The sequence below is a fragment of the Marinilabilia rubra genome, assembly GCF_003121985.1.
Taxonomy (GTDB): domain Bacteria; phylum Bacteroidota; class Bacteroidia; order Bacteroidales; family Marinilabiliaceae; genus Marinilabilia; species Marinilabilia rubra.
Map to the genome: position 1 here is coordinate 114,675 of NZ_QEWP01000009.1, position 18,533 is coordinate 133,207.

Sequence of the window (18,533 nt, forward strand, 5' to 3'; positions counted from 1 at the left end):
GTGTGCAACAAGCCCTAACCGATTCCAACAGGAATAAATTCTGGCTATCTGTTTTAAAAATACGGTTTTTTGTCTAAATACACAAAATAAAAAAGGGCAGAATAATTCTGCCCTTTCCCTTTAAATCAGCATTTGCTAACCAAATCCAAGTCTATGAAAAAAATCTACACTGCAAAAGTGAGAAATATTTCCTTTAATAACACTAAAACTCGCTTAAAGCTTGTTAAAGAATTTTCATGGGCAAATACTCTAAAACAACTCTGTCCTTAGAATAGATCGTTAGACCCTAACTTTCGGGATAAATACCTGCCTGGTTGAAGTCAAACAACATCTATGGGAAACCAAGTGTCAAGTCAAGCATAGTCTGACGGGCCAAGCCTTGCTCTTTCTACCTTGTGCTTCTCAAAAAAAAGACTCACGTAGCTTCGGCTATGCTTACTTTTTTGTTGATTTGCACAAGGTGATAAATAGCGGCGGATTACCCGATATTCTACACTTGACTTGACACTGGTAATGCTGATAAGCTTAGAACTTACACAGACACACCTGCAGCTTAAACCAATTGAATTTTAGATATTCACAAATATATGCCGAAGTATTGCTCTCAGATTTGGTCAAAAAAAAAGGACAGCGTTTTTAAAACCCCTGCCCTTTTCCCTTAAATCAGCTTTGTTAACCAAATCCAAATCTATGAAAAAAAATCTATATCAAATATAGCCATTCATTCAATTAAAAAAATCCAACGATGGTTAAATGAGGTTAAAAAAATGACTGAATAAAAAAGGAACATTGCTCCTTAATCAATCCAGTCATTTTTAAATCCAAGTTTTATGAAAAAATCCCAATACAAAGATGACTAATTAAGTGCAAAAAGCACAGTTATTTGAGTTAATATTTGTTAATCAACAGGCAGCAAAACATCATTCTATAACTTCAAAGCACCTGAAAATTACATTCCTCAATCCGTTGAGAGATATTAATTGCAATATGAAACACACCACTTTTATTCCGGGGCTCCCCAAAACGCTCTATTGCTCAAAAGCCATTTAGGGGTATCTGATAATACCTTCCTAAATGGCTTCCATGAAAATCACATAGTCCTTGTCTGAAAAACAAAGCCCCATTGTAAGGTGAAGATGTATTTCTTTTTTAAAGTCTCTCTCATTCACCTAAAGTAATTTCCTTCCTTTTTTTTCTTGTCAAAAGATAAAAACCCAAAAGGGCAATTCCCCCAAACAAAAGCACCATTGAAATATAAGAAACTCCTTCACTCATAACCCCATTCATTGCCAAAGAATCTCCAACCATAAAACCAATGGCAATTCCAATAAGAAATATCCCGTATTTCAAAGAACTGATTTTACTTTTTTTCTCTTCCTCCTCGAAAATTGAGGCGTCCCTGCCTGATGCGATCAGGGCTGTGCGTTCCATTCGTTTGTTACGGTAATAAGTAACCAACACAATAATCCCAAATATCATTGCAAAAAACGCTACCGGTACAATTACTTCTACGTCGCTCATAATTATTGATTTTTATTTGTTTTGTCCATTGGACGCCTCAATTTTCTTTTTGGTTACACATTCTTCCCCCGGTTTATCCTTTTTTATTAAAATTCATATTAACTTGTAACCAACACGGAACAAACAGCGTCATAATATCAAATGGCAGCAAAAGAAGACAAACATATTATTAAACAAATAAAGAATGGAGATGTAGCCGCGTATTCGGTTCTCATTGAAAGATACCGTCATATGGTTTTCACTTTGGCTTTGCAGTTATTAAAAAATGAGGCCGATGCAGAAGAGGTAGCCCAGGATGCATTTCTTAAAGCCTACAGAGCTTTAGATAAATTTGAGGGGCGTTCTTCTTTTTCAACCTGGATATATAAAATCACCTATTTTCAGGCCATATCAAAATTAAGGAAATCAAAGAAAAAAGAAGTAGGCTATGACGAAGATTTCAACGGTTATGAAAAAAGCCAATTTACAGAAGATTTAGGCACCGATCTTTTAGAAGCCCAGGACAGAAGCCGCTTTTTAAAAATAGCTTTAGGAAAAATTAAAGGAGAAGAAGCCACGGTTCTGACACTTTTCTATTTTGAAGACCTTAAAACAGAAGAGATTGCCGAAATAACAGGAATGAGTGTATCTAACGTCAAAGTAAGGCTGCATCGGGGAAGGCAAAATTTGCTCAAAGAACTTAAAGTGGCATTAAAGAAAGAAGCAGCTTCTTTGTTGTAACCGCTTTCTATCGCCGATAAAAGATGAATTTTTAGCCCAGGCCCAGCTTAATCTTAAGCAAAAGTTGCTTAAAAAACGCTTGAGATCTTTCATTCAAAAAAGACAGGAAATGAAAAAAAACAAACATAAAACAGAAGACCAGGTCATTAGAGAGTTATTTCAAAATAGCTTTCAACCAGGTCAGATTAAATCTGAGGACTTTAACCGCAACATAATGGATCAGGTAATGAGCGAATGGGTATCGCAATCTAATTATTACCAACCATTGGTAGACAAAAAGAACCGATGGTGGATTTTGCCCGGAATCGCCGTGCTTTTTATTGTTGGTTATTTATTTGATTTGACCAGGATCGGCTCTGCAAGCAAGGAAGCAATGTTGCTGAGCAACATGGCATCAGCTCTCCAGTCACTTTATTCCTGGATTGAACCAATACATATTATTATTCTCGGAGCATCTGCGGCCATTGGTTTATTGCTAGCCCTGGATCGTTTTTTTCAAAAATTATCCAATATATAGTATTTGCAAGGAAACAACAATTGCTGCTTTATGCTTGTCTTCAAAACAGTTATTTAGGAAAAGCAAACACCTCTTTTCAGAAATCGCAAGCCTTGCACTTGACGTCTTCTTTCAAGCACAGATGAAAAACATGTTTTTTCTTGCAGGGTTTCCTGAGCTGGCAACAATATTAAAGCCTGCAAAACGAAAGAGTATCAAAAATCATTCAGGTAAAAAAATTCAGCCCCACAAAAATCAAATGAGCCGTAATTCCCGCAATCAAACCTCCAACAGTATGCGCCAGTAATGCCCTTGAGGTCAAACTCCTATACCCGAGAGTATCCAGCATCGCAGTATGTGTACTTAAATATCCGCTCCAACACATTCCCATCGCTGTAAATACTGCAATTTCATTAGTACCTACAATACCTTGAGCCACAAAAGCTTTCACCATCGACAAGGCAGCTCCAACTGCTCCTAAAGAAGTAACGGGAAAGGCAATCAATTCAGGATTCTCAAATCCGAAAAGGAACTCAAAAATCCACGAGCAATAACCTGCCAGGCGCGGCAAAACAGGAACTCCCTCATAAGCAAGCCCCTGGTAGCCGACCGACGGATCATTTACTGAAAACGTAACCACCATTATGAAGGTACTGATTACCAAAACTCCGGGAATAATTGACAGTCCCAGATCCACTCCCGATTTCCCTCCATCAAGAATGGCATTCAAAAAACGCTGGAATGTGGGCCCGCGGGAATCAAAGCGAATTTTTTCAACATTCTGTTTTTCCTCTGCAATGGTTGTCTCCTCAAAGGAAACATTTTTTAACAGAGCCTGCATTAAACGCGTACTCACTATGGCTCCGGCCAATGCACCAACCAGGCCAATCATCGCTCCTTTAAAAAAACCAAGGCTGCTCATAAAAGCCAGAACAATCAGTCCCATTCCAAATGCTGTCCCAAAATTAGTCAGCGACAATAACTCACGCTTCTTAAAGAAACTATTAAAATGCCTGTCATGCGAGAGACCGATAATTGCCGGATTGTCAGAAAAAAAAGTCATTAATCCTGCAAGCGAAGCTACCCCCGGAAGTCTAAACAAGGGGCGCATAAGTGGTGCAAGAACCAGCTCCAGTAATCGTACCACTCCAAATTCGATCATCAATTTGCCAAGAGCTCCCGTTAGAACTGTTATGCCAAGAATAAACAACACGGTATTCATAAGTAAGTCATGAGCCGTTCGCATTAAGGTGTTAAGCAAATTGGTGACTCCCATTTCACTTCCGAGATAACCAAAAAATAACCCAAAAACCATTAAAAACACAACCGCTTCATAGCGCCTGCGTTCCAGGTAACCCCTTTCTTTCAATTTTTTGACTGGTCCCATACCATCTATCCTAAAAACATATTAATCATGGTGGCTAAAATAATTTGGGAATTCTAAAAAAAACAAGACGAAACTCAGGCTTTTCAACTAACGCTACATGAATTATATCAGCGATTTAGATTGATAATTACCATAAAAAAGTGCTGCACCCAATCTTTTATTTATTTTTGCAAAAAAATGAAGACACGTGATTTATCCAACCACATTTGAATCAAAGTTATATTTCGATAAAATAAGAGAATTAGTCAGAGGAAACTGTCTTAGCCCTATGGGGCAGGAACGGGTTGACAAGATGACTTTTTCCGACAATTATGAGAATATCACCACCTGGTTGCGTCAAACGCACGAAATGATGCATGTCTCTGATGACGGACAGGAAATGCCGGTGGGGCACTTCTATGACTTAAGAAAACCACTTAAGAAATTAAGAGTAGAAGGCCTTTTTCTCGAAATACAGGAACTTTATGACCTTAGAAGGGCCTTAGGAAGCGTTCGTGATATACTCCGTTTCCTCCAAACAAAAGACAAGGAAGACTTTCCGGCTCTATTCAAATTAGCAGATCCGGTAATGGTATACCCGGCTGTGCTGGATAGGATAGACACTGTCATCAATAAGCATGGCGAAATACGAGACAATGCTTCCCCTGATTTATTGCGGATACGTCGGGAAATACGGAGCAAGCAAAGCAGTATTTCAGGAAAAATGTCTGCCATTTTGCGCCGTGCTCAACAAGCAGGCATAGTGGATTCGGAAGCAACGATAGCTATCCGGGACGGAAGAGCTGTAATCCCAGTACTTTCTGCTAATAAACGCAAACTTGCCGGCATCGTTCAGGATGAATCGGCTACAGGAAAAACGTCTTACATTGAACCGGCAGAAATAGTTGAAATCAACAATGAAATACGAGAACTGAGCTATGCTGAAAGAAGGGAGATCGCCAAGGTGCTTTCAGAGCTTTCTGTTTTCCTGAAGCCTTATCTGGAAGAGATATTATATGCGTTCCGTTTTATAGGCATAATCGATTTCATCAGAGCCAAAGCACGTTTTGCAAAACGAATAGAAGCCATTGTCCCCAATGTTTCCAACGAAACATCCTTTGTCTGGGAAAAAGCCATGCACCCCTTGCTTTTTATCCAAAATAAAGCCGCAGACAAACCGATTGTTCCATTGGATATTGAACTCAACGAGGAACAAAGGATATTGTTGATTTCCGGACCCAATGCCGGAGGTAAATCTGTATGTCTCCAAACAGTAGGTCTGCTTCAGTATATGCTTCAATGCGGTCTTGCTGTTCCGGTTGGAGATAATTCCAGAATGGGCCTTTTCAGCAGCATTTTCATGGATATGGGCGACGAACAATCCATCGAAAACGATCTAAGCACCTACAGTTCCCATCTTCTGAACATGAAAAACTTCCTGCGACATTGCAATGAAAAATCATTGCTTTTAATTGATGAGTTTGGAACGGGAACAGAACCAATGCTGGGAGGGGCCATTGCAGAGGCAGTTCTGGAACAACTAAATCAGCAACAGGTATACGGGGTAATCACCACGCATTACACCAATCTGAAACATTTTGCCTCAGAACATGAGGGGATAGTGAATGGGGCAATGCTGTTTGATACACACCATATACAACCACTTTTTAAGCTGGAGATGGGACAACCAGGCAGCTCCTTTGCTTTCGAGATTGCCAGAAAAACAGGTTTGCCTGAGGATATACTTCAAAAAGCTAAAAACCGGCTGGGTGAAGATCACATCAATTTCGACAAGCACTTGCGGGAAATCATCCGGGACAAGAGATATTGGGAAAAGAAAAGGCAATCTGTTCGTGACCGGAACAAAAAACTTGAAGATACGATTGCCAGATACGAAAAAGACCTGGAAAAATTAAAGAGTGAACGCAGCCAGATCCTGGATTCAGCAAGAAACCAGGCAAAAGAAATGCTGAGTTCTACCAACCGGGAAATAGAGAAAACCATACGTGAAATAAAAGAGGCCCAGGCAGAAAAAGAGAAAACACGAAACCTTCGAAAAGACCTTGATTCTTTTAAAGAAAAGATTGAAGACAATAGTGTAAATGAAGAAGAGCAGAAAAAACTGGAAAAAAAGATCAGAAAAATAAAAGATAAACAAGCCGGCAAAAAGAATAAAAAAGAGAGTCAGCCAAAATTAGCAGAAGAAAAGAAGTCCGGCAAAAAAATCAAAGAGGAGCAACCCAGACAACTAGAGGCTGGAGATCCGGTAAAACTTGAAGACCAAAATGTACCCGGAGAGATAATTCAAATAAATGGAAAAGAAGCACTTGTCGCTTTTGGACAGTTAATGACATCTGTAAAAATAAACCGACTGGAACGAATCAGTAAAAACGAATACAAAAAAAGTTTGCGCCAATCGGGCAGCATATCCACTCCCAACTATAGTGATCAGGTTCGTGAAAAGAAACTCTCATTCACCCCTGACATTGACGTGAGAGGCATGCGCGCCGAAGATGCTATTTCAAGAGTTTTAGAGCATCTGGATGAAGCATTGCTCTGCGGAGCGGAAACCGTCAAAATCCTTCATGGGAAAGGCAATGGTGTACTAAGAGAGCTCATTCGTCAACATCTTGCAACTCTTAGCTTTGTTTCACGTTATTATGACGAACATGTTCAGTATGGAGGTAGCGGGATAACCATTGTTGAACTGGAATAAAACGTTTATGGTATTTCTGATAAAAAGTTCCACTTTTCGAATATATTTATCAGACCCGTTTACATCACTGAATAAAATCTTTTTATATTTCGGCATGCTTGCACCGGTGAAAAATATATTCTTTTGCAATCTGGGACTTTTAAAAAAAACGACCCTGTGTTTTTTTATGCTTTTCACTTTCTTAGTCAGTAAAAGCCAGAATAATAATGGTCCGGTGCATTTCGAAAACCTTTCCAGGGCAAACGGACTGGTGCAGTCGAATATTAGCTCCATAACCTGCGACCACAGAGGATTTGTATGGTTTGGTTCGTCTGATGGTTTATATGAATGGGACGGATTGTCTCTTTCCATATACACCAGCGAAAAAGGTGATTCGCTAAGTCTGAGCGATGATAATATAAGTTGCCTCCATCCCGATCCCAATCAAAAAGGATTATGGATAGGAACCGTTTTTGGGGGTATAAACTATTTCGACTACGACAAAAAAGAGTTTCATTCATTTTTACCCTCAATAAACAATGAGAATGGAGTCAAAAACTATCTCAACAACATAAGAAGCCTTTGCAAAATAAACGACTCTACATTACTTATCGGAACCAAAGCCCAGGGCCTTATAAAGCTCATTATCAAAGGCAAAAAAATAAAATCCCTTGAAAGAATCAGCACTTCTGCCGATGAACTGAACTTCAGAGTTTACAAAATAAAAAAAATCAATACTCAGATATTTGTTGGCAGCTCCAGGGGCCTTCTAATTCTAACAGAAGAAGGAAAGCTCACTGAGCACTATTCTCCTTTCACCTTCTCAAAAAACAGCAGAACACTTTTCAAGGACTTTACAACTCTTCCTTCGGGGCAGATTGTATTGGCTTCAGTAAATAACTTATGGTATTGGAATCAAAAAAACAATTCTGCCTCCATTCTAGCCATGGACGAAAGCATTTCCAATATAACCTGCTTATCCACCGATCACAAAGGACGACTTTGGATAGGAACTATCAGTGAAGGTTTATATAGTTTTGACACAAAAAAAAGAAAACTAAGACACTACACTTCGGATTACCAAAACACACATAACTCGGGATTAATCAACAATCAGGTGAATGATCTGGTTTTTTACAAACATCAACCATTTTTAATGATAGCCACCCCGACGGGTATTTCTTCGATAGACTTTAACCGCTATCTCTTTAAAAGCTACGACATTCAGAAACTTTCAGAAGCCAGCAACACTTCTGTATTCTTTCAGCTCAAACATCCGGATAATACACGCTGGTTTTGGACACTAGATGGTCTTTACAGACAATCGCAACCTGACCAGGAATTTCAGAAAGTTCTCCATAGTGATATTGGGAAAAGAGTCAATCTGATCAACAAAGGAATTGTCGAAAACCGCACTATTTGGTTTGCGACATCTAATGGTTTACTTGAAATGCGGGAAAATCAAAAGATGGGAAAATGGCACTTTTTTGAGCATCCTGATTTGCCTGCAAAAAAGCTCAATGATTTTGGCAGCCTGAAAGCAGATGAAAACGGAATGATTTGGCTGGCTTCACGAGCCGGTTTAGTCGTATTTGACACCACTGATAATAATTATACGGTATATCCTTTCCCCCTTAATGAATGGGGTCTGGATATAGTTCCGGTTACAGATCTGGTACTGACAAACAATCGGGAAGCCTGCTGGATTGGGAGTAAAAGTGAGTTTCTCATAAAATTTGACAGGAAAACCAAAGAATATTATCAAGTACCTGCGTGGGTAGAAGCCACCGATTCAACCCGTCACTCCAAAGCCAACTATGTTTTATCAATGGTGACCGATGAAGATAACCGATTGTGGCTGGCAACCTATGGCAACGGATTGTTATACATGAATCCGGATTCACCTCAACTACAGGACGTCTTTGCTAAAAGCACCCTGGCAGGAAATACTTATGCCCTTACTTTTGGAAGCGACAGCAGCCTTTGGATTTCAACCGATTACGGCATCACTCAATTAAACCCAAAAACCGAAAAAATGATGGAATTTGGGTTAGACGAAGGAACTTTTTGCCAGGAGTTTAATGAAGGTGCTGTTTTCCAAACTTCTGAGGGAGAAATATTAATGGGGGGAATGAATGGCTTCATTGAATTTGATCCTCATAAAATAAAGCTCAACAAATACATTCCTCCGGTTTATATCACAAGCTATTCTATCGGATCATCCAATGTCACCATTGGCGGACAGGTTTTACGGGATGTGGAATCTGTCAAAAGTAAGGAAATTGAAATTCCTTACGGAAAAGACATCATCTCCTTTGAAGCTTCAGTTCTAAACTTTAGTCATCCTCTTAAAAATCAAATATCGTGGAAGCTGGAGGGCTTTGATGAAAAATGGTCTAATGCTCCCTCTTATCATGTCATAACCTACTCCAACCTTCCTCCCGGCAATTACCGGCTGAGAGTAAGGGGAGCCAATAACCACGAGGTTTGGAATAGCGAGGGAGATTATCTTGATATCATTGTTAAGGCACCGTTTCACCTTCAGCCATGGTTCCCCTGGCTTATTGGAGGTCTCATTTTAGTACTTATTGTTCTTGTTTACTGGCTTCAAACACGTTTACTTCAACGACAAAAAACATTGCTTTCGAAGATGGTACGGGAGCGCACAAAAAGCCTTCAGGAGGCGTACAGTGAATTAAAGAAAAGCCAGCAAAAAGTAATGGTTCAAAACCAGGAACTGGAAATGCACCGGCATGACCTGAAAAAACTCGTTGCTGAAAGAACAGCGGACCTTGAAAAAGCCAAGAAAAAAGCTGAAGAATCAGATCGTTTAAAAACAGCCTTTCTGGCCAATCTATCCCATGAGATACGTACGCCAATGAATGCCATTGTTGGGTTTTCAACACTGCTTTCAAATATAGATTTATCGGATGAGGATAAAGATGAGTTTGTTAAAATGATTCAACAGTCAGGAGATAATCTTCTGGCCTTAATTAATGATATTATTGATATCAGCCGCGTTGAGACCGGTCAAATGATCCTCCATAAAGAGGAATTCATCCTGGGTCCCTTCCTACAGGAAATCATCAAGACTTTAAAAATGCAGCCACAGAAGAAAAGCCAGGTAAGCATTAATCTTGATGTCCCGGAACATCTTTTTAACCAACCTCTAAAAACAGACAAACAAAGGCTAAATCAAGTCATTACCAACCTCATGGGAAATGGCATGAAATTCACAGCAGACGGACAAGTAAAGCTCTCTCTTGAAGCCCTTAAAGGCTCTGAACTCCTCAGCTTTATTCCATGGTTTGAAGTGGAATCAATTCCGGAAGATGTTCTTCTTTTCATTGTAGAAGATACGGGAATAGGCATTTCTGAAAAAAATCAAAAAAACATTTTCCAACCGTTTAGCAGAGTCGAAAACTCAGGAGAATCAATTTATGGTGGCATGGGACTGGGCCTCAGCATCGTGAAAAGCATCCTTCCTCCTCTTGGCGGAGATATTACCCTGAAATCCCGTCAGGGAGAAGGTACAACCTTTTATTTCTATCTGCCAGTCAACAATAACCTGCCAGATTCTTAAGCTTTAGATTATCTATTAATAGAAAATCACCTCTTCCGTTTAATCAGGAAGCGCTGAAAACACATATTTCATTAACTATCAAATCCTTACACTACATCAACAAACACTTAAGTGAAAGGTTATTTCACAATACACTCAAATTTCTTTGCATTGGACTATATTAAAATAGCTAATCAAAAGAATAAAATTTACTTCACCCCCACAACCTCAAAGTATTTACACATTCCTTCGATTGGGCGGCTTGTAAATTATGCCAATTTGACTTTTTCAGCAGTCCCTTCTTAGTGTTTGCAAGAAAACGACAATTGCGGCGTTATGCTTGCACTTTCTGACCAGACACATGACTAAAAACAAATTTTACTTAGTTTATAGACAGGCACTACTTATAAAACTTTCTTCTTCCGGTTTTGAAGATTGTATAATACAAGGGAAATGCCAATAATAATCATCCCGACGACCTGAAGAAGAGTTGGATTTTCTGACTCAATCAAAAGCCAACTAAAAAAGGCCCCGAAAACAGGTATAATAAATTTCCAGATATTCAAATCGGACACTTTTACAGCGGGCCGGTTCAACAAGGTAAACCAAAGTGAAAATGCTGCAGCAGATAAAAAACTTAGCCATAATAAAGAAACGTAATACGGCCATTCAAAATCAAACCCATTGAATGGCTCTACCCATAATGAGATTACAAATAACCCGGCTCCTCCTAACATCAATTGGACAGAGCTAAGGCTCACGGGTGAAATATCAAGTTGGCTTTGCCGGCTGACCAAGACATTTCCATACCCTGAAGCAATATTGGCTAATACTAATAAACCAATACCCCCCAACTGAGACAACAATCCAGCACCACTAAAGCTCAGCCCCTTCTCTATCGCCACCAGAATAATCCCTGCAATGCCTATCACAATGGTTTGAAATTTCTTCATGGTAAGAAGGTCATTCTTCATGGCAACATGGGCAACCAGGGCGGTAAACAATGGTTGGGAGCCAATAATTATTGCTGTTGTTGCTCCTTCCACAAGGTTTATACCCTGATAAAACAAGGTATACAAAACAAAAGTCTGGAAAAAGGCAATTTTCAGAAAAACCAATGGGTATTGGACAAGGGCGCTGCCCAGTTTTTTCCAGGATGGCACCAGAGGTAAGAGCATTGCCCCGGCAATAAAAAACCGGGTCCCGGCAAACTGCATTGGACTCGTATATTCCAAACCTATTTTGATTCCCACAAAAGCAGTAGACCATAAAAGACAAGCCAATATGGCCAAAAATGAAGTACTCTTAAACCCTGACGACATGCAATTTGTATTCAAATTAATAGGGAGCTCCGAAAAACGCATATTTCATTAACTATTAGAACTTTAAACCATCTCAACAAACACTTAAGTGCAAGTTTATCTCACAATATACTCGAATTTCTTTGCACTTGATTATATGTAAAATGGCTAATCAAAAGAACAAAATATACTACACCGGGTCAATCCCGAAGCATTTCAATACTCCTTCGATTGGGCGGCTTGTAAATTCTGCCCTTTTGACTTTTTCAGCAGCTCCTAAATAATCCCGTATCCTGAGAAGGAAATCCTGGAACTTTTTTTGCTGTTTTCCGTTAACAAAGATATATATTTGAGGTAATTTTCCTGTATGGCCAGAGGTCAGAATAAACTGAAATTTCTTTAAAAAATTTAATGCCATACACTTTTCTAAAGGCAGAGATCATGGGGTTATCGGATAGGAACATGAAGTTCTTCTTTATCATATTGTTTGGAGTATTCCTTTTTATTTCATCCATCCAGAATACTTATGCTGTAGGGGCTTACCCTTACCCGCAAGAAGTAAAGCAGCCAGATGGCAGTTCACTCACAATAAAAATACATGGCGATGAATGGTATAACTGGATAACAACAACCGATGGCTATCGTATCTTAAAAACTGAAAATGGTTTTTTTGAGTATGCTTCTTTGTTAAAATCAGGAGAAGTTGTCAATTCCGGCATTAGAGCATCCAATCCTGATAAAAGAGAGACATCTGAAACAAACTTTCTCAATTCCATCTCCCAAAACATTGGAGTCAGCAGAGATGCTTTCAATAAAAAAAGAGACGAAAAATACGGATCGTTCCTCAAAAGTTCGACCATGTCAACCTTCTATCCTTCTTCCGGGGAAAATAACCTATTACTTATTCTTGCTAATTTTTCGGATACAGACACCACTTACTCAAGCAATAAGTTTGATGATTTCATGAATCAGGCCGATTACGATGGCACCGGAAGCTTTAGAGATTACTACCAGGAGGTAAGTAAAGGTGCATTAACCATTAACACCACTGTCAGTGAATGGGTAGAAGTGCCAGGTAACCACGATTACTACGGTTCGGAAGAAAAATGGGGTGAATTTGCCCTTCAGGCAGTCCAACAAGCTGCCGCTTCAGGAATCGATTTTTCCCAATTCGACAATGATGGAGATGGCGTTGTTGAGGGAATTGCCATCATTCATCAGGGGGCCGGCCAAGAAGTAACCTCCGATGAAACGGACATATGGTCGCACTCCTATTCTTTCTCATCCTGGGGGGTTTCAGAATCAGAAAGAACATTTAACGGCGTTGTAGTCGATCAATACACCATCCAGCCCGAATGGCGCAGTACCTCAGGCGATATAAACACCATTGGAGTGATATGTCACGAATTTGGGCACAACCTTGGTCTTCTGGATTTCTACGATACGAATGAGGAGACCGATGGGCAATATCCGGGAACAGGTGTATGGGATATAATGGCCAGTGGAACATACAACGGTTCACCGAGCGGCTCCACTCCTGCCCACCACAATCCATTCTCAAAAGCTGAATTGGGATGGGTGGATGTCACTGTTATTGATGAGCCTGCCGGTATAACTCTTAATCCGGTTTACAATTCGGGAGAAGTTTTGAGGATCAACAGCCCTGTCGCTAATGAATATATTTTACTTGAAAACAGACAGAAAACCGGGTTTGATGCCTATTTGCCCGGCGGAGGAATGTTGGTTTATCATGTAGACGGAAACCTGATAGAAGAACGACGCCAAAGCAACACCATCAATGTGGACTCGCACCAGGCCTTTTACCCCATTGCTGCAAATGGAACCATCGGGAATGCATCGTGCCCTTTCCCCGGATCAGCCAATGTAACAGCACTTACAGATGACACCTCCCCTGCCATGGAAACCTGGGATGGACAAGGGTTTAACAGAAGTATGACCGCCATTGGCAAGACCGATGATGTCATTACATTTGATTTCATGAGCATTCAGGATGGGTCTCCTATCGATTTTGACGCCATTGCTGCAGATGATCAAAACATAGATCTCTCCTGGACCCCTGCAACCGAGAACTATCCGGTTTTAGTAGCCTGGAGTTCCGATGGCACTTTTGGAGCCCCTGTAGATGGACAAACATATTCTGTAGGCGAAACTATTTCTGGAGGAGGAACTGTACTTTATTATGGAGACAGCCAAACAGCTGAAACCCATACAAACCTTAATTCATTAACCAACTATCATTACTCCATTTGGAGTAACAAAGGCGACATCTATTCAGCAAATTTAAAAGACAGTGCCCAAACAAAGCCGGCTGCAGTATCCAGTTTCCCATGGACAGACGGTTTTGAAAGTGAGCTCATCAACTGGTCCCAGGAATTCAGGTCAGGAGATACACAATGGGGTACCGGCCCGGTAAAAGTGAACAATATCGAGGTAGCTCCATATGAGGGAACGTTATACGCATCATTTTTTCAGGAAGGTTATACAAGTCCTGCTACCAGGTTAATTTCACCACCTCTAAACCTGGAAAGCACCGAATCTTATCAATTAAAATTCAGACACATTCAGTCGGAATGGGAAGGAGACCAGGACGAAATGAGAGTGCTTGTAAGAACTCAAAGCTCGGGGGTTTGGGAAGAGATAGCCTATTATGGGGCTCACACCCCTGAGTGGGCTGAAAGAATAATTGACATACCTTATTCAGAGTCACTTGAAATAGCTTTTGAAGGAACTTCCAACTATGGCTACGGCATTGGCATTGATGAAGTAACAGTTTACAACACAAGCCCCTGTCAGGTAAAGCCAGATATTTCAGTTTCTAACATTTCCAGCTCCGACTCCACTAAAACAACTATTAATCTGACATGGGACCGTGGTAATGGAGATGCACTGCTTGTACTTGCAAGAAAAGACTCCGCAATTTATGAGATTCCGGATGATGGTATTTCGTATACAGCTAATTCAAATTTTGGATCAGGAGAAAAGCTTGGCAACAACACTTATGTAATTTACAATGGAACAGGCAACGACATTTCATTGTCAGGACTTGAGCACACATCCGATTATTATTTTGCATTCTATGAATACTATTCATCAGACCACTGTTATCAAACGGATGCAGTAACAGAATTATTTGAAACAGAACCCAACATCTACGATATCACCGTTTCGGTCACTGATCCGGAAAATGCAGCTATTGAAAATGCTATGGTGGTCTATAATGACAAAGACACACTTTATACTGATGGTTCGGGTCAAACACTATTCCAGGCCATTCATAATGAATTATACCAACATATTGATGTTTTCAAAAATGAATATACTGCAAAATCATACCGATTCATTACTGATGCATCAAAAACTCTGTCAATCGCCCTCAAACCGTTTGATCCTATTGCCCCATCAAATTTATCATACACAAAGGATTACCAAACCATTGATTTAAAGTGGGATCCGGTCATTAATGATAATTTTGACCATTACCACTCCTTCCACACCTCCATTGACGGATGGCAATTTATCGACAATGATCAATCTGAAACCTATGGAATTGGCGGGGTTACCTTCCAGAATGAAGGCAACCCTATGGCATTTATGGTATTTGATGCATTTTCAGAAGAAGTACTCCAGACAGGATATGATATGGCACCATGGTCAGGAGACAAAGTCCTGGCGGCTTTTGCAGCTGCAGAGCCTCTTACACCCAATAACGACTGGATTATCTCTCCCGAATTTACCGTAAAAGAGGGAGACTTTTTCTCATTTATGGGAAAAACGCTTTATGAAGGATCTGGTGAGGGTGCATGGGGCAAAGAAATTATTAACATCAAAGTTAAACCATCGGGTCAAACAACCTGGACAACGTTGCTCCAGGAAGAACCAGTTCCCACTTCCTGGTCTCGCTTTGAATCTGACCTTTCATCCTATGTAGGACAAAAAATTCAGGTGGCCATCCAAAGTGTGGGCAACGACACCTTTGTTCTGTTGCTTGATGATTTAAGAGTAGGACCTGAACTTGGAGCATTATCAATGGAGCCAACCTTTCCGGCTCCTAACACTACTTTTTCTAAAGCAGAAAGACACAAAGAGAACATTTCAAAACCCCGAAAAAATCCACGTAAAACTCAAAGTACTGCATCCAGTGCCCCTTCAATGTATGTTGGGAACGTTGAATATGCAATTTACAAAGATGGCTCCGAGATAAGCAGAACTTTTGGTTTTGGAAACGCGCTTTATACTGACATAGTTTCTGACTGCTCCCTTTATGATTATACAGTAAGTGCAATCTACGGAGACGTCAATATGGAATCAGCTACTGCCACAACAATACAGATTCAACCGTGTTATTCTGTGACTTTCATAATAAAAGATGAATTTGGCAATCCAATACAAAATGCTTCTATCACATTTAACAATGAAACAATGATTACTGATGCCAACGGAGAAACCCGGTTTTCGGGCGTCTCCTCCGGTGCGGGGCAATCGTATACTATAACAATGACTGATTATGACCAATATGAGGATGTTGTTGATGTAAATAGTGACACGTCGGTTCAAATAGCCATGACTGTATCTAACACCGCTATTAGTGAAGAGTGGAAAGAACAACTTAAATTCAACCCGAACCCGGTAAATACCAATGGTACAATAACCGGCTTACCCCACGGCACTTTTGAAATAGAGTTGTATGATATCACAGGCAAAATGATAGAACGCAGGACTATCTTTGGTGGTCAGGATATTATTTGGCCTTTTAGTGTACATAAGCCAGGCTTATATATGATGCTGATAAAAAACGAGGACGGACAGGCTCATCGCCTGAAAATCATTAAAAAGCACTAAAAACAAAAAGCCTTCACAAATTAATCTTGTGAAGGCTTTTTTATTGAGCCAATGACGGGATTTGAACCCGTGACCTCTTCCTTACCAAGGAAGCGCTCTACCACTGAGCTACATCGGCAATAACATACTTTTAAGTGATAAAAAAAAAGGGAATCCAACTAAGGAAAAAACCCTTTCTATCTTTCTAACAATTGAGTTTTCATTTTCTCAAAACTCAAAGAATATTTTATATTTCTTCGTTAAGAAATAATGCTTGAGCGAAAAACGGGACTCGAACCCGCGACCCCGACCTTGGCAAGGTCGTGCTCTACCAACTGAGCTATTTTCGCATTTCCCATCAGGCTTTCCCCTGTCAGGCGGTGCAAAAGTAGAAAAAATTTCTTTCACGCAAAACTATTTCGAATAAAAAACACACTCCAAAACGCGAAAAAGTCGCCACAAACGTTTTTGCAGCGACTTTTAAATTATGGAGAGCAGAAAAACAATTTACTTAGGGACAGCTGAAAAAGTCAAAAGTGCAAAGAAATCCGATTTTGATGTGGAATAATCTTACACTTAGGAGTTTGTTGATGTGATTTAAAATTTTAAACGCTAATAAAGTAGGCGCTTTTCAGCGCTCCCTGCTTATTAACCTACAAGTAAGAAATCTAACCTTACTCACCCGTACCCCTTAAAAAGCCGGAGGCCCTACTGAAAATATTACAAAAAGCCTCATCTACATTTCCTGATACAGAACTATCCCGGATTGGGAAAGGATTTTCATGGCTGTGCTTAAAGTCAAAGTCTGACAAAGAAAAATTATTGAAAAATCCCCCCATGGAAATTGTATTGTAAATAGCATCTGCGGGAATAACTTTATCAAGTTTTAATCCAATAGCATAAACCCTTCCGGATAAAAGATCAAGAGCGGACTTGTAGTTGTCCTGCCACTTATTCAATGTAACCAATGAGGAAAATGACTGAATTAAGGCATTCCCATATGGAATGATTCCCTTAGGGAGTAAAGAAATTAAGTTGAAAAAATCAGATTTAGTGACAAATTCTCTCAATGAGCTAAAAGCACGATTGTCCAAAATACTTCTGGAACGCCCATCCATTTGATCAAAAGTAGAGCCACCGCAAAAAAAGAAGGCTTTACTTCGGGAGTAGAGTTTCATTGGATTAGCCATTAGCAAAACTTCAGTTACCAGGGCGCCAATTGAGTAAGCAAAAAAATCAACTTCGGCACCCCTCCTAAAAAGGGAATGTTTGCCTGAACGAATAGAACCTGTAAGTTTTACTATATCAGAAATACTTTGAAGGCCGGATGACATAAAAACCTGAGGACAATGATCAATTCTGGAGCTCAGAGCAGCATTAACGAAAGAACTATTAGGAATTTTTCCATAAAAATTTTGACGCTTTTTCACTACATCTGCCATCTTTCTGGGGAAACTCCACCATTCCGGTGAGCGATTAATGTGATTGGCCAAAGGAAATAAAACAACCGGCTTCCTGGTAAGATTGGTCAAATTGTAAGCCCATGTCAAATACTTGTCCCAACTCCTTTCATTCAGCCCGTGTAACAATATGATGGCACGCTCTCTATCACCTCCTCCGGCCGGACTAAAAACAGCATATCGAAAATCTCCGTTTCTGTCATTTTGGGCAACCAATTCGCCATCTCCTATTTTTTTATTCTTTTCAGTATGTGACGAAAACTCATTTTTCATCTCAGAAGAAAAAGCATATGTATGACAAACAACTTTGTCATCAAACGCCAGGAATGGTTTATTAATGTCGAATTGTTGACGCAGTAAATCATCCAGTTCATTTAAAAACGCCATAGATTAGAAATTTTGGTGCAACTCGGTTTTCCTTTTACAAAGGAGCAATATTTTCTATAAACACCGACCTCAAATGTAGTAATCAACAGCCTTTTGGGATAAACAACACAAGGAGTGGGACGAATAAACTTCTTGAGGGGTCAGTGAAACACATGACAATTATCACAAAAAACATTCTCTTGAACA

The 18,533-nt window shown here is 39.9% G+C and carries 9 protein-coding genes and 2 tRNA genes; 5 read left to right on the forward strand and 6 right to left on the reverse strand.

The genetic code is table 11. The features are described from left to right. Positions 1–1,161: 1,161 nt before the first annotated feature. Positions 1,162–1,521, reverse strand: a complete 360-nt coding sequence (locus DDZ16_RS12420) for a DUF6249 domain-containing protein (protein ID WP_109264803.1) — start codon at positions 1,519–1,521, stop codon at positions 1,162–1,164. A gap of 141 nt (positions 1,522–1,662) precedes the next feature. On the opposite strand from DDZ16_RS12420, the gene DDZ16_RS12425 reads away from it, so the two are divergent. Next, a complete protein-coding gene (locus tag DDZ16_RS12425) occupies positions 1,663–2,241 on the forward strand; it encodes an RNA polymerase sigma factor (protein ID WP_109264804.1) in 579 nt (192 codons plus the stop codon). 109 nt (positions 2,242–2,350) lie between these two features. Beyond that, entirely contained in the window at positions 2,351–2,758 is a 408-nt protein-coding gene (locus DDZ16_RS12430; RefSeq protein WP_109264805.1) for a hypothetical protein, read from the forward strand. Positions 2,759–2,963: 205 nt separating this feature from the next. Here DDZ16_RS12430 and DDZ16_RS12435 read toward each other — a convergent pair whose 3' ends face one another. Continuing rightward, positions 2,964–4,124, reverse strand: coding sequence for a CD0519/CD1768 family membrane protein (locus tag DDZ16_RS12435; protein ID WP_109264806.1), 1,161 nt, complete (start codon positions 4,122–4,124; stop codon positions 2,964–2,966). Between the two features lie 187 nt (positions 4,125–4,311). Between DDZ16_RS12435 and DDZ16_RS12440 the strand changes: the two genes are divergently transcribed. Both DDZ16_RS12440 and DDZ16_RS12445 read left to right on the forward strand, forming a co-directional pair. Beyond that, entirely contained in the window at positions 4,312–6,819 is a 2,508-nt protein-coding gene (locus DDZ16_RS12440) for an endonuclease MutS2 (protein ID WP_109264807.1), read from the forward strand. Between the two features lie 214 nt (positions 6,820–7,033). After that, positions 7,034–10,381, forward strand: a complete 3,348-nt coding sequence (locus tag DDZ16_RS12445) for a sensor histidine kinase (protein ID WP_232526649.1) — start codon at positions 7,034–7,036, stop codon at positions 10,379–10,381. Positions 10,382–10,764: 383 nt separating this feature from the next. Here DDZ16_RS12445 and DDZ16_RS12450 read toward each other — a convergent pair whose 3' ends face one another. Beyond that, positions 10,765–11,682 (reverse strand): DMT family transporter, encoded by a 918-nt coding sequence (locus tag DDZ16_RS12450; RefSeq protein WP_158275661.1) that lies wholly within the window; start codon positions 11,680–11,682, stop codon positions 10,765–10,767. A gap of 420 nt (positions 11,683–12,102) precedes the next feature. Between DDZ16_RS12450 and DDZ16_RS12460 the strand changes: the two genes are divergently transcribed. Further along, positions 12,103–16,521: a M6 family metalloprotease domain-containing protein gene (locus DDZ16_RS12460; protein ID WP_109264856.1), complete on the forward strand. Its 4,419-nt coding sequence runs from the start codon at positions 12,103–12,105 to the stop codon at positions 16,519–16,521. 46 nt (positions 16,522–16,567) lie between these two features. Here the strand turns inward: DDZ16_RS12460 and DDZ16_RS12465 are convergent. The 3 genes from DDZ16_RS12465 to DDZ16_RS12475 all read right to left on the reverse strand — a co-directional run bounded on the left by DDZ16_RS12465 (position 16,568) and on the right by DDZ16_RS12475 (position 18,347). Continuing rightward, positions 16,568–16,639: transfer RNA gene (locus DDZ16_RS12465), tRNA-Thr, on the reverse strand. Between the two features lie 138 nt (positions 16,640–16,777). Beyond that, positions 16,778–16,850: transfer RNA gene (locus DDZ16_RS12470), tRNA-Gly, on the reverse strand. 324 nt (positions 16,851–17,174) lie between these two features. Next, the gene (locus DDZ16_RS12475) at positions 17,175–18,347 is read right to left on the reverse strand and encodes a DUF6051 family protein (protein WP_109264810.1); all 1,173 of its coding nucleotides are present in this window, start codon (positions 18,345–18,347) and stop codon (positions 17,175–17,177) included. Positions 18,348–18,533: the final 186 nt, after the last annotated feature.

Coding starts and splice junctions, on each gene's coding strand:
- DDZ16_RS12450 (WP_158275661.1), bottom strand. CDS start 11,682: ATGTCGTCAGGGTTTAAGAGTACTTCATTTTTGGCCATATTGGCTTGT.
- DDZ16_RS12425 (WP_109264804.1), top strand. CDS start 1,663: ATGGCAGCAAAAGAAGACAAACATATTATTAAACAAATAAAGAATGGA.
- DDZ16_RS12460 (WP_109264856.1), top strand. CDS start 12,103: ATGGGGTTATCGGATAGGAACATGAAGTTCTTCTTTATCATATTGTTT.
- DDZ16_RS12475 (WP_109264810.1), bottom strand. CDS start 18,347: ATGGCGTTTTTAAATGAACTGGATGATTTACTGCGTCAACAATTCGAC.
- DDZ16_RS12420 (WP_109264803.1), bottom strand. CDS start 1,521: ATGAGCGACGTAGAAGTAATTGTACCGGTAGCGTTTTTTGCAATGATA.
- DDZ16_RS12430 (WP_109264805.1), top strand. CDS start 2,351: ATGAAAAAAAACAAACATAAAACAGAAGACCAGGTCATTAGAGAGTTA.
- DDZ16_RS12435 (WP_109264806.1), bottom strand. CDS start 4,124: ATGGGACCAGTCAAAAAATTGAAAGAAAGGGGTTACCTGGAACGCAGG.